14 protein-coding genes are annotated in these 15,684 nt (G+C 38.6%); 5 read left to right on the top strand and 9 right to left on the bottom strand.

The window, feature by feature from the left end:
* Positions 1–7: 7 nt before the first annotated feature.
* Entirely contained in the window at positions 8–388 is a 381-nt protein-coding gene (locus CWD90_RS03775; protein ID WP_103474599.1) for an HAD family hydrolase, read from the bottom strand.
* 10 nt (positions 389–398) lie between these two features.
* Positions 399–1,214 (bottom strand): 2,3,4,5-tetrahydropyridine-2,6-dicarboxylate N-succinyltransferase, encoded by an 816-nt coding sequence (locus CWD90_RS03770; protein WP_103474598.1) that lies wholly within the window; start codon positions 1,212–1,214, stop codon positions 399–401.
* Between the two features lie 102 nt (positions 1,215–1,316).
* Between CWD90_RS03770 and ruvX the strand changes: the two genes are divergently transcribed.
* From ruvX to CWD90_RS03750, 4 genes are all read left to right on the top strand, one after another.
* Positions 1,317–1,727, top strand: coding sequence for a Holliday junction resolvase RuvX (ruvX, locus tag CWD90_RS03765; RefSeq protein ID WP_103474798.1), 411 nt, complete (start codon positions 1,317–1,319; stop codon positions 1,725–1,727).
* A gap of 4 nt (positions 1,728–1,731) precedes the next feature.
* A complete protein-coding gene (def, locus tag CWD90_RS03760) occupies positions 1,732–2,322 on the top strand; it encodes a peptide deformylase (RefSeq protein ID WP_103474597.1) in 591 nt (196 codons plus the stop codon).
* Between the two features lie 57 nt (positions 2,323–2,379).
* Positions 2,380–2,808 (top strand): DUF5606 family protein, encoded by a 429-nt coding sequence (locus CWD90_RS03755; RefSeq protein ID WP_103474596.1) that lies wholly within the window; start codon positions 2,380–2,382, stop codon positions 2,806–2,808.
* Positions 2,809–3,013: 205 nt separating this feature from the next.
* The gene (locus CWD90_RS03750) at positions 3,014–5,593 is read left to right on the top strand and encodes a carboxylesterase family protein (protein ID WP_239986448.1); all 2,580 of its coding nucleotides are present in this window, start codon (positions 3,014–3,016) and stop codon (positions 5,591–5,593) included.
* Between the two features lie 78 nt (positions 5,594–5,671).
* Here the strand turns inward: CWD90_RS03750 and CWD90_RS03745 are convergent, their stop codons facing one another.
* From CWD90_RS03745 to CWD90_RS03725, 5 genes are all read right to left on the bottom strand, one after another.
* Positions 5,672–7,177 carry a S10 family peptidase gene (locus CWD90_RS03745; RefSeq protein ID WP_103474594.1) on the bottom strand — a complete coding sequence of 502 codons (1,506 nt, stop codon included), beginning with the start codon at positions 7,175–7,177 and terminating at the stop codon, positions 5,672–5,674.
* Positions 7,178–7,288: 111 nt separating this feature from the next.
* On the bottom strand, positions 7,289–8,908 hold the full coding sequence (locus CWD90_RS03740) for a family 20 glycosylhydrolase (RefSeq protein WP_103474593.1): 1,620 nt from the start codon (positions 8,906–8,908) through the stop codon (positions 7,289–7,291).
* A 46-nt stretch (positions 8,909–8,954) separates the two neighbouring features.
* A complete protein-coding gene (locus CWD90_RS03735) occupies positions 8,955–9,605 on the bottom strand; it encodes a GDSL-type esterase/lipase family protein (RefSeq protein ID WP_103474592.1) in 651 nt (216 codons plus the stop codon).
* Positions 9,606–9,711: 106 nt separating this feature from the next.
* Positions 9,712–10,599 carry an alpha/beta hydrolase gene (locus CWD90_RS03730; RefSeq protein ID WP_103474591.1) on the bottom strand — a complete coding sequence of 296 codons (888 nt, stop codon included), beginning with the start codon at positions 10,597–10,599 and terminating at the stop codon, positions 9,712–9,714.
* An 11-nt stretch (positions 10,600–10,610) separates the two neighbouring features.
* On the bottom strand, positions 10,611–11,861 hold the full coding sequence (locus CWD90_RS03725; RefSeq protein ID WP_103474590.1) for a serine hydrolase domain-containing protein: 1,251 nt from the start codon (positions 11,859–11,861) through the stop codon (positions 10,611–10,613).
* A gap of 113 nt (positions 11,862–11,974) precedes the next feature.
* Between CWD90_RS03725 and CWD90_RS03720 the strand changes: the two genes are divergently transcribed.
* Positions 11,975–14,185 (top strand): DUF5916 domain-containing protein, encoded by a 2,211-nt coding sequence (locus CWD90_RS03720; protein ID WP_103474589.1) that lies wholly within the window; start codon positions 11,975–11,977, stop codon positions 14,183–14,185.
* Positions 14,186–14,207: 22 nt separating this feature from the next.
* Here the strand turns inward: CWD90_RS03720 and CWD90_RS03715 are convergent, their stop codons facing one another.
* On the bottom strand, positions 14,208–14,531 hold the full coding sequence (locus CWD90_RS03715) for an EthD family reductase (protein ID WP_239986447.1): 324 nt from the start codon (positions 14,529–14,531) through the stop codon (positions 14,208–14,210).
* Between the two features lie 126 nt (positions 14,532–14,657).
* Positions 14,658–15,554, bottom strand: coding sequence for an SMP-30/gluconolactonase/LRE family protein (locus CWD90_RS03710; protein ID WP_103474588.1), 897 nt, complete (start codon positions 15,552–15,554; stop codon positions 14,658–14,660).
* Positions 15,555–15,684 lie beyond the last annotated feature (130 nt).

The raw sequence follows: 15,684 nt of genomic DNA, 5'->3' as shown, positions 1-15,684 counted from the left end.
ATGGGAGTTATTCTAAATTATTTTTGAGAAATGACCGCAATTCGGTGAGATCGTCCTCTTTTTTATAATGATATGTTTTTATGCCTACAGAAATTGCAGAATTTACGGCCTCTATGTTATGTTCAAAATATACAACATCACCTGACTCTAAATTGTAATATTTCAACATTTTAAGGTAATATGCCTTATCGGTTTTGTTGGGATTATGTTCCAAACTAAAAACCTCATAAGGCATATTGACAATTCCATAGGTAATACATTCTTGTTGGTTGGCATTTGTTAAAATTATTTTATGATTTGGAAAAGAGTCCAATAATTTTTTCAAATCGTGATTCATTCCATTTTCAGTAACAAATGTATTCCAAGCGTCTACAAGAATCGATTTCATTTTTTATATATTAAACAGCAACATCATATTCCCTTAAGGCATCATTAAGGGAAGTTTTTTTATTGGTGCTTTCTTTTCTGGTACCAATAATCAAGGCGCAGGGTACTTGAAATTCTCCGGCTGGAAATTTTTTGGTATAACTACCAGGAATAACAACCGATCTGGCAGGTACTAAACCTTTTCTTTCTACCGGTTTGTCTCCAGTAACATCTATAATTTTTGTTGAGGCTGTTAGTACCACATTGGCACCCAAAACGGCCTCTTTTTCTACGCGAACACCTTCAACAACAATACATCTTGAACCTATAAAGGCATTGTCCTCTATAATTACTGGAGCCGCTTGTAATGGTTCTAATACTCCTCCTATTCCAACACCACCACTAAGATGAACATTTTTTCCAATTTGGGCACAACTACCAACAGTTGCCCATGTATCTACCATTGTCCCTTCGTCTACATATGCCCCTATATTTACATAACTTGGCATCAAAATAGTACCTGCGGAAATATAGGCTCCATGCCTAGCAACTGCATTGGGAACAACGCGTATGCCTTTTTCAGCATAACCTCTTTTTAAGGGCATTTTATCGTGGTATTCAAAGATCCCTGCTTCAAGGGTTTCCATTTTTTGAATTGGAAAATATAGTACTACCGCTTTTTTTACCCATTCATTTATCTGCCAACCGTCAGTGGTAGGTTCTGCACAGCGCAATTTTCCGTTATCCAAAAGATCTATGACTTCACGAATTGCATTTTGGGTTGGGATTTCTTTTAGTAGTTCACGATTTTCCCAAGCGGTTTCTATTGTTTTTCTTAGTTCTTTCATCTTTAATAATTCAAATTTTAGCAAATATAAGTGCTAGTAGGTAATTAACCTTTTGTTTTTGCACATATAACAATTTATCTCTTATTTTTGCAAAAAATTTATGTGGGAAGGATTTTAGCATTGGATTATGGGAAGGTAAGAACGGGAATAGCTGTAACGGATGAGTTGCAATTAATAGCCTCCGGCCTAACCACTGTTAATACAAAGCAACTTTTGAATTTCCTAAGGAAGTATGTCAATGACGAGAATGTTGAGATGTTTGTTATAGGCGAGCCAAAGCAAATGAACAATCTCCCTTCGGAATCAGAAGAATTAATTAAGCCTTTTTTGAGAACCTTAGAAGGTGTTTTTCCAAAGATACCAGTAGAGCGACAGGATGAGCGTTTTACTTCTAAAATGGCATTTCAGACCATGATAGATAGTGGCCTTAATAAAAAACAAAGAAGGGATAAGGCCCTAGTTGATGAAATTAGTGCCACAATAATCCTTCAGGCATATTTAAATAGAAAATAATAGTATGATATTACCTATAGTTGCATATGGAGATCCGGTACTCAGGAAAGTAGCCGTAAATATAGATAAGGATTATCCGAAATTTGGTGAGTTGTTGTCCAGCATGTGGGACACTATGTATAATGCCAGTGGGGTGGGTTTGGCTGCTCCCCAGATAGGACTTCCTATTAGATTGTTTTTGGTGGATACCACGCCATTTTCAGATGATGAAGACCTTACCGAGGAAGAACAAGACGCGCTTAAAGGGTTTAAGAAAGTTTTTATCAACGCCCAGATAGAGGAAGAGACAGGAACGGAATGGGCTTTTAACGAAGGATGTCTTAGTATTCCCGATGTAAGAGAAGATGTCTCCAGAAAAGATACCATAACTATTTCCTATATGGATGAACATTTCAAATCCTATAAGGAAACTTTTGATGGGCTTTTAGCAAGGGTAATTCAACATGAATACGACCACATAGAAGGCATCTTGTTTACCGATAAATTGTCCTCCCTAAAAAAGCGGTTATTAAAGGGCAGGTTATCGAATATTTCCAAGGGAAAAATAAAAGTGGAATATAGAATGCGTTTTCCCAACATGAAAAAAGCACGTTAAAACAATTTCTTTTATAAACAAAAAGTGGCATATTTGCCGCTGAAATTAAAATAACAGATGAGTTTAAATAAAATATTATCAATTGCAGGTAAACCAGGTCTTTTTAAACTATTGACGCAGACGCGTTCGGGTTTTGTGGCCGAATCACTGTTGGATGGTAAAAAAATTACCGTTAGTTTTAAGAACAATGTTAGTGTCTTATCTGAGATAGCCATCTATACCTTGGAAGAAGAAGTGCCTTTGAGAGTGGTGTTCGAAAAGATTAAGGAAAAGGAAGAGGGCGGAAAAACTGCCGTTAGTCATAAGGATGATAAAATAAAATTGGAAGAATACTTGTTTGAGGTGCTACCAAATTATGATGAGGATAGGGTTTATGCCAGTGATATAAAAAAGATCGTTCAATGGTATAATTTACTACATGAACACGGTATTACAGAGTATGCCGATGTTGAAGAAACCGAAGAAGTTTCCAAGGAAAAGGAATAAACTCTAATACATAACAAAAAAATCACCTTCGTTTACGAAGGTTTTTTTTTGCCCAATATTTTTGGTCCTTATTTAAGAATCAAACAGTCTTGATTTAAAAATAATTCATCATTTAGCTTCAGTAGCTTGTTGTTGGTCTAAATAGTTGTGTTGGGGAAAACTTATTATAGAAATTAATATTTTAATTCCATAATCAATTATTGTCATGATAAATTTGTGTAAGAAAAGCGCTTTTGTTCTAGTGATGCTCCTTATTGTTCCATATTTCCTTATTGGTCAACAGCGAACCGGAAATATTGTAGCCTATTTTGGTAAGGAAAAGGTGGAGGATATTCATGAAGGAAAAGTGATACACGTATTTAATGAAGCCTTGGCTTTAACGCTTCCGAGTTTCGGTTTTGAATCATCAACATTTCCTGTAGACCCGGTTTTTGACCAATTCTTGATGAACCCTGAGAAGATAGTTATAAAGGGGGAGGTATTTGATATTGATTATTTGGGACATGAACTAAAATGGACCGAAATAAAGGTAGACAGTACCAGTAGTTTTTCTGGTAGGGATCTAAGGTCTGGCTATGTATATCTCACCTATAATTCAGGATCAGAGAAAACGGTTTTGTTCGAAGCTTCGGGTCATTCATTGGCATCTATTAACGGATATCCATATGAGGGCGATCACTATGATTTTGGTTGGAACCTTATCCCATTAAAGTTGAAAAAAGGGATTAATGTTTTCGTGTTGAAGGTAGGTCGTTTCCCCAGAATTAGGGCGCGATTATTGGAGCCCAAAACCGCGGTTCAATTTACTATTCGAGATTTAACGGTTCCGGACATCCTAATAGAGGAAAATAAGGATTATAAGGCCGCTATTAGGGTTATAAATGCTACTGTAAATTGGATCAAGGATTATGCTATAGTGGCTAAGGTGAACGAAAAGGAACTTACCACCGTGGTTTCCGATATTCCACCCTTTTCAGTGTATAAAACTCCTTTTTCCATCCCGTCTACAAGCTTGGATTCCACTACCGCACAGGTAGAGGTAAATCTACAGTTGAAACAAAAGAATGGACAGCTGGTTTCCAATGAAACCTTATCCTTAAATGTGAAATCCAAATTTAAACATCATAAGAGAACTTTTATAAGTGATATTGATAACAGTATACAATATTACAGCGTAGCCCCTGACAAAAGCGGAAATGCTGAAGGAGCAGCACTTTTTCTTTCGGTACATGGGGCATCTGTGGAAGCAGTGAATCAGGCAAATGCCTATAAGCAAAAAGATTGGGGAAACTTAGTTGCCCCAACGAATAGGAGACCGTTCGGCTTTGCTTGGGAAGATTGGGGACGAATGGATGCCATGGAAGTGTTGGCAGATAGTAAAAAGCTTTTTAAGCCGGACAATAATAAAATTTACCTAACTGGACATTCCATGGGTGGGCATGGCACATGGTATCTAGGTGCTACCTACCCCGACCATTTTGCGGCAATAGCGCCCTGTGCCGGGTATCCGGATTTGTTGCTGTACAGGGGTGGGCGGTCCGAAAGAATGGCCGAACTAACGGCAGAGCAAAGAACCCGATATGGAATTACACCAAAAATGTTCGAACGCATGACAGTTGAGATGGTACCTACAGCGGTGGAAAACATTATAGAAAGAGCAGGTACGCCCAGTAGGACTTTGAAATTAATTCGGAACTATCTAAATCACGGAGTATATGTGCTACATGGCGAAAAGGATAATGTAGTTCCAACATCCATTGCCCGTGATATGAGAGAGCGTTTGGGAACATTTCATCCAGATTTTACCTATTATGAATATCCAGGAGGTACACATTGGTATGGGGACCATAGTGTAGATTGGGAACCAATTTTTAACCTATTTAAACAACGAACTATTCCTGAGGCCAAGGATATTAAAAAATTGGAGTTCAGTACGGGCTCTCCTGGAGTATCATCTTCTTCCCATTTTATTTCGATACATCAGCAAAAAGTTCCTTTTGAGGTTAGTTCCTTTGACTTCACTTGGGATCCCGATTTTAAAGTAGACACGAAAAATGTGTCCCTGTTGGAAATAGATTTTTCCCAATTACCGGGTGAAATCAAAAGCATTGAATTAAACAGAAAAGAAATTAGTATTTCATCCAAAGAAAAAACATTTTTTAAAGAAATGGATGGGCAATGGAAAATGGTGTCCAATCCCTCTTTGGAAGAAAAAGGACCTCATAGGAACGGAGGGTTTAAAGATGCCTTTAGAAATGATGTGGTATTTGTATATGCTACCAAGGGATCTCAAGTTGAGAATGATTGGTACTATAACAAGGCGCGATTTGATGCAGATACCTTCTGGTATAAGGCCAATGGCAATATTGAATTGGTTGCGGATACCGACTTTTCTCCCAGGGACTATCCAAACCGAAATGTTGTGGTTTATGGTAATAAAAGCAATAATGCCGCTTGGGATAAATTATTAAAAAATAGCCCAGTGCAAGTTTTTAATAATAAATTAAATTTTGGGAGTAGAAGTATAAGTGGTAGCAATTGGGGCCTATATTTTATAGTCCCTAGAGCGGATAGCACTGTTGCCAGTGTAGGGGTTGTAACCGCTACGGGACTACTTGGAATGAAAGCAGCCTATGCCAACCATTATTTGGTGAACGGAACTACTTTTCCAGATTTGATGCTCTTTGACGACACTGTTTTGGAACAAGGAACATCGGCAGTAAAGTGTGCCGGATTTTTTGGCAATGATTGGTCCATTGAAAATGGCGATTTTGAATGGAAATAGAGCTTGGTCGTCCAAATAATTATGGCCCCAACCAAATTTAATTTAAAGGGAATTATTATTTGGACGATACTTTGTCCATTATTTTGATGCGTTTAGTATAAATTGGGAAACATCTTTATTGAATTTTTCCATGGAAGGTTTGTGGGTATACATCATATGTCCGGCCTCATAATATTCCATAGTGATATTATCTTTGATTTCCTTTTTAAGGCCTAAATGATTAATGCTATGCTCTACTCCATAGAAAACGGTAGCTAGGTCGTATATGCCGTTCAATACAAGAACTTTCATGTTGGGATCACGCGATAGGGCCGTGGCCATATCAATACCGGTATTAATTGCCGCCGAAGTGCCCCATCTTTCATTTCCTTTGTGGGACCAATCCCATTTAAATCCATCCCTTCGGCCCGCGGTAATAGAGTACAATAAATTTTTATTCACTTTTAAGTCACCGTAAAAATAATCTAAAAATCCACTGATATAGGCTGGAGAAATGGCCAAACTTTGTGGGTCATGACTACCTTCTTGGGATAAAATATCTTCGTTGATGCCTACAAATCGAGAATCCAATCTACCAACTACCTCACCTTGATTTCTTAAAAATTCTGCAAAAAATTCCGATGCTGTAACCTTTAGATCAGCTTTGATCCAGTAATCGGTATCTGTACCGGTGTAGTATGCTAATTTGGAGGCAATGTTGGCTTTTTCATTCTCGGAAATTTGATCTCCTTTAAACAGGGCAGGGGTGTACTCATCTTCAGTAAAAGATCTTACTGTTTTTAGGAACTCAAATACATCTTCCGGTTTGTCTGCTATTTTATTATGATACCAGGCTGTAGCCGCATAGGAAGGAAAATGAACAATATATGGCAAATCGTCATTCGGTGGAAATAGTAAGGTCCGAAGGTCGAAAACAGCAGATACCATTATTACACCGTTCATGGCTATGCCTTGGTTAAGTAAGGTATTCATTAATCCGGCATTCCTAAAAGTCCCATAACTCTCCCCCAATAGAAATTTTGGACTGTTCATACGGTCATTATGTATCAGAAATTGGGTAATGAACAAGGATAGGCTCCTGATATCCTGATCTACTCCCCAAAAGTCCTTAAACTTGGCTTTTCCAATAGGAATGCTTAAGCCGGTGCCTACTGGGTCTATCATTACCAGATCGGCTATATCAAGAATAGAATAGTTGTTGTTCACAATTTTATAGGGAGCGGCCGGAGTGGATTTAGTGTCCTCCACAACAATTCTTTTGGGGCCTAAAATACCCATGTGCAACCAAAAAGAGGATGATCCGGGGCCTCCGTTAAAGGCAAAAACTATAGGTCGCCTTTGTGTAGCCAACCCTCTTTTGGAGTCCCTTGCGTAATAAGTAAAGCCCATTAATGCAATGGGCTTGTTGGTTTCGTCCTTAACTTCAAAAGTTCCAGCCTTTGCGGTTAAATAAATGGTGTTTCCATTTATAGTAACACTTTGCATGGTTGTAGCTACTTCAGCTTTGGGTATCGTATCATTTTCATTCTTGGGATAACACAATTGTCCCAAGAATAAGGTAAGAACTAAAATAAGAGCTTTCATTTGTTTAGTATTTAAGTTTGGATAAATAGCTAAACAGGAAAAATCTGGTAATTAGGGCATTACAATATATTAAATATTACGCTTCTAGTCTAAAATCTTGCTAAATGAATATTAGTCTTTATCAATAGTTTTATAGGTGTACTTACTCTTTTTCCATTCAATTAGTTCGGAAGGATAGTATTTTACATTCATTTTATCCAAATACGGAGCCTGATTGCCTAACCTTACTTTATAATTTTCCCAATTTCTATTTTCTTCAGTACTCCAGCTGAGCTCGGAATAGCCTATCATCCTTGGGAATGCCAAATATTCCAATTCATCAATATTACTGATGGTTTCTGACCATAGAGGGGCTTCTACTCCTAAAATATTCTCTTTACTAATTCCTTGTACATATCGCTCTGGTGTCCAAACATATCCGGTATCCACTGGGATATAACCTGCCCAATGCAATCCATGCTTGGAAAGGGTATCATATTGCATATCCAAATAGGCTTTTTTACCTGGGGATAAAATTACTTTTAATCCTTTTTCTACGGCCAATTTAGCATTCTTTTCATTGTCCCAGAATTGAGCAATGGCAGTGGTATCTACATCAGCGTGCACAATTTCGTCCCAACCGATCATTCGTTTGCCATATTTCTTTACTATTTTATCTACTTTGGTTACAAAGTGTAGATAATCTTTTTTCCTGGTAACATGGCTTTCATCACCACCGGCATGAAAATAGGGGCCAGGGGTAATAGCCGATATCTCTCTGACTACGTCATCAATAAAGGCATAAACGGTATCTTTATTGGCATCAAAGGTGCTGAACCCCACTTGGGTCCCGGTATAAACTTTGGGAGTTTTCCCATTTCCATTTAGAATAGGATACGCTACCGATGCTGCATTGGTATGTCCAGGCATATCTACCTCGGGGACTATGGTTATAAAATTTTTGGCGGCGTAAGTTACAAGTTCTTTGTAGTCTTCCTGAGTGTAAAATCCACCTGGGCCACCACCTACTTCAGTACTGGCGCCAATCTCTGTAAGTTTGGGCCACGATTTAATTTCTATACGCCAGCCCTGATCATCGGTAAGATGCAAATGCAGCGTATTAATTTTGTAATAGGCCAATATATCGATATACTTTTTTACATCCTCTACACTAAAAAAGTGTCTTGCAACATCCAACATAGATCCCCTATATTCAAAATTAGGATTGTCGGTGATTTTACCCGTTGGAATCAACCACATTTTATTTTCGGACAGGGTGTCATTACTGGTTTCCGGAATAATTTGTCTTATGGTCTGAACACCCCTAAAAGCCCCTTCAGCTGTCTTTGCGTTAAGGATAATGGAATCTTGGGTAATATATAAATCGTAACCCTCCTTTGAAGAAATAGTGGTACTGTCGGACTGGTTGATATAAATTACCCTCTGCGTTGAAGGACTGGCGGTAGCGTTCACATGAATATCAAGATCGGTCTGCCATTTTATTTTCTCCGATAAGAACTCACCAACCTCTGTAAAACCAGTACTGTTTTGAGAGGTGAATATTATGGTGTTTTGATCCAGCCCAAAGGCACTATTGGTCGGAACAATCTTTAAAGGCCTAGGAATTAAATTTTCTGAGGACAAATCTGTCATTGGAAAGTTTATTACTTTCTTTTTTTCCTGTTGACAAGCAACAAAAGCAGAAAATACAGCTAGAACGACTAATGATTTGATAAGAATAGATTTTTTCATTGAAATTGATTGTGTTAGTGTTATTTGGGCGTACGGTTGATTAGTATTAATTCATAAAGGGTTGGATGACGGAAAACCACAAATCATAGCCTTTACTGTTCATATGAAGTCCATCACCGAGAAATATATCCTGTCTTACTTTCTTGTCGTCCATCATCACATCCCATACATTGGCATATTCCAGGGTACTTTCTTTTTTACATAGTTTTTTAAAATGCCTGTTCAATTTTTTATATTTTCTTTTCAAATGCCAACGGGAAATACTGGGTTTGGCCGCAATGATGACTATTTGGGTCATGCTATTTCTTTCCCTTACTTTATCAATAATTTTACGGGTGTTGTCAATAATCTCCCTCGTCTTTTTTTTGGAAGCAATATCATTATCGCCTTCGTAGATAAAAACCTTTTTAGGGTTGTATCTCAAAATAAGTTCATTATAATAATGAAATAAATCGGACGACTGTGAACCGCCAAAGCCTGAGTTGATGATTTGATGTTCAGGGAACATTGATTCCAAATTTTTCCACATCCGAATAGTGGAACTTCCCGCGAATACAATAGTTTGTTTAGAAGAATCCCAAAGGGTGTCATACTTTTGTTGCAAGGCCATCACCTCATTTTGAAAGGCAGGAGCTTTCTGACCGTAAGCAAAGGCCGTAAATAATAGGATTAAAAAAATTAGTTTTTTCAATTTCATTTTAATTAGAGGTTAAGTTATAATAATTATCACTCTTGTCAAATAATTTTCGACAGGGAACACTGGCAGTGCGATGTTGGGTATGACAACCGTGGTTGGTCTCCCGTTAAGGTTGTTCCATGGGTACCACGATTTTCTCGGCCAAGGACCATTCGTAAAAACGTGATATCCAATTGTCCGAGGGCAAATCTTGGGTTTTCATACCGAAACCATGTCCTCCCTTGGAGTACATATGCAATGCCGCACTCTTTCCCGACTTTGACCAGGCCGAGTATAGATCAATGCTCTCATGCGCCAGGTCGTATTGGTCGTCTGAAGCGCAGATGATCAATATTGGTGGGGCGTTCTTGGGAACACTGTAGGTGCCCAAAACTGTCATCCATGGATAAACAGGAACTATGAAATCTGGCCTATTGGTTTTGGTGTAATTAAAAGTAACGCCCATGGTTACGGCACCACCAGCAGAAAAACCCATAAATCCTATTTTGTTGGGGTCGATTCCCAGTGCCTTTGCATTACTCCTAACATAGGACATTGCATTTAAACCATCGGATGTTGCCAGTTCAAGGACCTTGGCCACTTTTTTAGTCATTGCCGAGGAAGCATTCTGATTATCCTGGGTTTCATTGGGGAGTACACCGTCATTTTCTGGCAATAATCTGTATTTAAGGACAAAGGCAGTAATTCCTTTGGTGTTTAACCACTTTGCTACATCTACACCTTCACTGTTGATGCTCAATACCCGAAGTCCACCGCCAGGTGCTATAACAACAGAGGATCCAGTATTCAGGGAGGACGCTGGTCTAAATATTTGAAGGGTTGGTGTAGAAACATTGGAAATCAATTCGGTTTGCCATTGATCGGAATAAGTTGATTTTTCACCTCCATGCCATACTAATCCGGTTTCGTTCTCATATGGTAGTATAACAATTTCCTGCGAAAATATCATTTGGGATATTAGAAGGGCAATAAGGAATAGCATAATATTTTTCATTGAAAAGTGGCTTAGTATTCTGTTATTAGGGATTGGTAAACCAACTGTCTCATTTTTTCTCCATAATAATTGCTGTAAGGTTGGAGTTGGCTCATCTGTATTACAATGAGTTCTTCTTTTGGATCGATAAAGAAATAGGTACAGTAGGCCCCGCTCCAATAGTATTGTCCAACGGACCCAAGGGTTTTACTTGCGGCTACATCTGTAGTTACACCAAAACCAAGGCCAAAACCTTGTCCAGGAGCCTGGTATAGATTGCCTACTTGGTTCATGGTCATGATATCCACGGTTTTGGGGCTAAGTAAATATTTTCCTTTAAATTCACCTTTGTTCAGTAACATCTGGCAAAATTTCATATAGTCTGCGGCAGAAGAAAAAAGACCATGGGTACCGCCATAAATAGTATTGCCCTCAGTGGGTAATTGGGCTGTAGAATTTACTAGATTCCCTTGTTTGTCCAAATTGTGGACGGGCATCCATCTAGCCTTATTTTTTTTGGAAATATTATAGCCGGTGTCGTACATTTCCAAGGGGTCGAATATCCTTTGCTTTAAAAATTCGGCGGTTGTAATACCGGAGAAATGTTCAATAAGCAAGGCCAGGACATCAGGGGAAGCACTGTAATACCATTGTTCTCCAGGATGACCTATCAGTGGTAGTTTTATCATGGAATTAACCCTGCTTTCTATATCCTTATGTGGTTCAGAGTAAAGGGCTTTTGCAATCTCGTTGTCCAACTTTGTGCCTCCCAAACCGTGTGAAAACCCAGCTGTATGCGTCAAAATATGGGAAATGGTAATTTCCTTATTGGCTGGTTCAGTTTCTCCATTTGTACCTTGATCAACATCCTTGGCTACCCTTAGGTTCTTGAAAAGCGGTAAATACTTGGAGACCGGATCGGTTAGGGAGAAATATCCTTCTTCATACAACATCATGAACGCTGTGGTTACGATGGGCTTTGTCATAGACATGATATGGAACAATTGATCTTTTTGAATTGGAGATTTGTCTTTTAAACTACTGTATCCATAAGCCACATCGTGAACAATTTCCCCTCTCCTCATGATATAAGAAACGGCTCCAGGAATTCTTCCTTCAGCTATTTCATTTTTTAAAAAATCATCATATCTATTTAATCTTTCCTTATCAATGCCCGATACTGTGACGTTCGGAAGATCATTTGAAACTGATTGCCCATAGATAGGGTTCACTAGAAATAATAGCAGGATTAAAAATGTCGGTAAATGGTATTTATTTTTCATGTTGCATATTGATTGATATTTTAAAGATAAGATTTTAAAAGTTTTCTGTTAATTCCTTAATTGTTATTATATTAGTGTAGTCATCCAAACCATACCCAACAAACTAAAACGCCATGCCCATTGCTAAATTTATTCTAGTTCTTTTCTTGGGTATATTTTTTTGGGTAAGGGGGTATTCACAAACCACCGATTTTAAAAATGACACCTCCATTAGGCCAACCGCCATGGCAGTTCCCATAGAAACTGAACCAATGATCGACGGCAATGTATTAAAGGATGAGGTATGGCAAAAGATCAAGCCGTTTGGCGGCTTATTGCAAAATCAACCTAATTTTGGACAAGCTGCTAGTGAACGTACGGAAATAAGGGTAGCCTACACGGAGCATACTTTTTATGTGGCCGTAGTCTGCTATGACTCTGACCCGGATGGGTTGGTGGTCTCGGACGCCAGAAGGGATGCATCTCTAGACAATACAGATGCATTTATTTTTATAGTGGACACTTATAAGGATAACCAAAACGGTTTTATTTTCGGCACTAATTCCTTGGGTGTAGAATACGATGCACAGGTGGATAATGAGGGACAAGGAAACCAGAATACAAACAGACAACAAGGGGGCAATATAGGTGGGTTTAACCTAAACTGGGACGGATCGTGGAAGGTGAGAACTTCGGTCCATGCGGAAGGTTGGAGCGCGGAATTTGCCATCCCGTTACGCACACTACGTTTTCAGGCCGGGAAGGATTGGGGAATTAATTTTCGCAGGAATATTAGGAAGTCCAATGAAATTGTCTACTGGTCCCCTATGCCCATTGGTTTTAATTTAAATAGGCTTTCCTTGGCAGGCACCCTAACAGGTCTAGATTTAAAAACACCAAGAAATTTAAAGGTAATGCCCTATGTTTTGGGCCAATTGGCCAAGGATTTTGAGACTACTGATCCAAAAACGAAATTTACCTCTGAGGTGGGTGGCGATATAAAATTTAGTATTACACCCAGCCTTACTTTAGATCTTACTTATAATACCGATTTTGCCCAGGTTGAGGTGGATGAGCAGCAAGTTAACCTGGATCGATTTAATTTATTTTTTCCTGAAAAGCGCCCTTTCTTTTTAGAAAATGCGGGCTTGTTTAGTGTAGGGAGCCCAGGGGAAGTAGATCTTTTTTTTAGTAGGCGAATTGGTATCGGTGACGATGGAAATATAGTGCCTATAATTGGCGGAGCCAGATTATCCGGAAAATTGGACCGAACCAATGTTGGACTTTTGACCATGTTTACCGATGAGGTTGTAGATGCCGGCATTAATAAGAATAACTTCACCGTGGCCAGGGTAAACCATGAATTTAAAGGGCGTTCTGCCTTGGGTGCAGCATTTATTAATCGTTCGGGGATAGGTATCGATAATGATTTTAACAGTACAATGGCATTGGATGGTAAACTGGGCCTGGGCCGTAAAGCTAGGATGACAGGATTTTATGCTCGCACTAATGGGCCTAGGGATACCATTAACGAACATTCTTTTAGGGTAAAAACGGATTATATTTGGAATAGTTGGGAAATAGGAGGGGGGTACACTGAAGTGGGCGAAGGCTTTAATCCGGAAGTTGGCTTTTTGCAACGCTCTGCTTTCAGAAAGCCAGAGGCCCGTATTTTATATCATTACAGGCCCAAAAATGAAAACTCGGTTATATTGGAATTACGTCCACACATCTCTTATAATAGCTTTTGGAATTTTGATGGTTTTCAAGAGACTAGCTATGTGCACATAGATAACCATTGGGAATTTAAAAGCGGGATGGAAATTCATACCGGACTAAACCTTACCACTGAAGGGGTATTAGATCCTTTTGAAATTTCGGATGGGGTTACCGTGCTACCTGGTACTTATAGACATTCAGAATCACAATTGGTTTTCTTTACCAATAGGAGCAATCCAGTTTCTGTAAATGTACGTTCCGTTATCGGTGGGTCTTTTGGTGGCAAACGATACCAGCAAAGTGGGACCTTGAGTATACGTTTGGGCGATAAATTTAATTCTGATTTTATTTATCTCTATAATAACTATCAGTTACCGGTAGGCGATTTTACTGCCAATATCTTTCGAAGTCAGTTGACTTATTCCTTTAAACCAAACTTGTATGTACAGAGTTTAGTACAGAACAATTCGGCCAATGAACTTTGGGCAGTGAACTTACGATTAGGTTGGTTGCAACGTGCCAATACTGGTCTTTTTGTGGTCTATAATTACAATGTTCGCGAAGGCGACCCATTAAATAATAGCATTATTATTAAATATAGTCGCATGTTCGATTTGATCAACTAGTTCGGAATACTATCCTCACTTTTTATAACATTACCTCACTAATTTGAACGACTGGTTCAATATTTGTAAAATTAGGAAGATCACCCATGATTTTTTCCGCATTCGGACCGAAGGAATTCTGAAAAGAATCCATAGATTCAAAATATAAATTTCCCATAGCGGCATAAGTTGCAGGTGATCCAGGGTTAGCTCCGCCAAGTCCTTTCTCAACAGTTGCAGCCTTAACAGAATCCCCTAATAATTCTCCAACCAGCCGTACATGTTGGTTACAATAATAGTCCATATCAAATTTTTTGCCTTCTCCGTTGGGATACAAAACACTAACTTTAATCATTCCTTTTTCCATGATAGTGAGTTTTAATTATTTTATTCTTTGGTATCTCAGACCCCCTTTTGTTTAGAGTTTCTGCCTAAATGTGTATTTATTATCTAAGCTATAAGATTATGGTAAACACCTATATTAAATAAGGTTTTACTTAATTCCGTTTACGTTCATCTCCAAGGTGTACAATGAATTCGAGGCGGTAATAAATAATGTTTTTTGATTTTTTCCTCCAAAGGTTACATTGGCGGTCCACTTCTGATCAATAGGAATATGTAATATTTGTTTTCCTTTGGGATCAAATACGGTAACTCCGTCACCGGTAAGGTATACATTATTTTGGTTGTCCATGGTCATGCCATCTGAGCCCATATTGGCAAATAGGGTCTTATTATTAAGTCCACCGTCGGGATTTATGCTATAGGAATAGGTCTTTTTATCGCCTATGTCCGCAACGTATAAAAGGCTACCATCTTTACTGCCAATAATGCCATTGGGCCTCACATAGTCCTCAGCTACAATACGTAAATCCTTATGGTCGGGAGTGAGATAGTAAACTCGTTGTTTTTCTATTTCTTGTTCAGTCCGGGTCCAATAAGAGCGCTTATAAAACGGGTCCGTAAAGTAAATACCTCCCTTGGGGTCGACCCATAGGTCATTAGGTCCATTTAATTTTTTACCTTCGAAATCATCAATTAAGACGGTTACATTTTTTTTGGAATCTATACGCCAAAGTTGATTTTTATCATCGGCACAGGACAATAGATTTCCTTGGTGGTCAAAATAGAGTCCGTTGGACCTTCCTGAAGGTTCCATATATACAGATACGGATTTGTCCTTTGCAGACCACTTTAGGATGCGGTCATTGGGCTGATCCGTAAAAAATACATCGCCATTGGGAGCTACTGCCGGCCCTTCGGTAAAAGTATAATCGGCTGCTACCAATTGTATTTCAGCGTCCTTTGCAATTAATGAGGTTTGCAAGGATTTGCAGGATAGGGAAAAGAAAATTGGAAGCGCTAAAAAAACATATATTACTTTTTTCATCTATTTATTTTAATCTATAGAATTCCCCGAGGCTCTGCCTCGGGTGTAGCGTAATGATATGTATTTTTGTGGGTATGAGCGAACATATTCATAAAAGCCATAATAAAAGCTTGCTTTTGTATCATTTTGT

The organism is Arenibacter catalasegens, assembly GCF_002909235.1.
Taxonomy (GTDB): domain Bacteria; phylum Bacteroidota; class Bacteroidia; order Flavobacteriales; family Flavobacteriaceae; genus Arenibacter; species Arenibacter catalasegens.
This window is presented reverse-complemented; position numbering and strand designations above follow the sequence as displayed.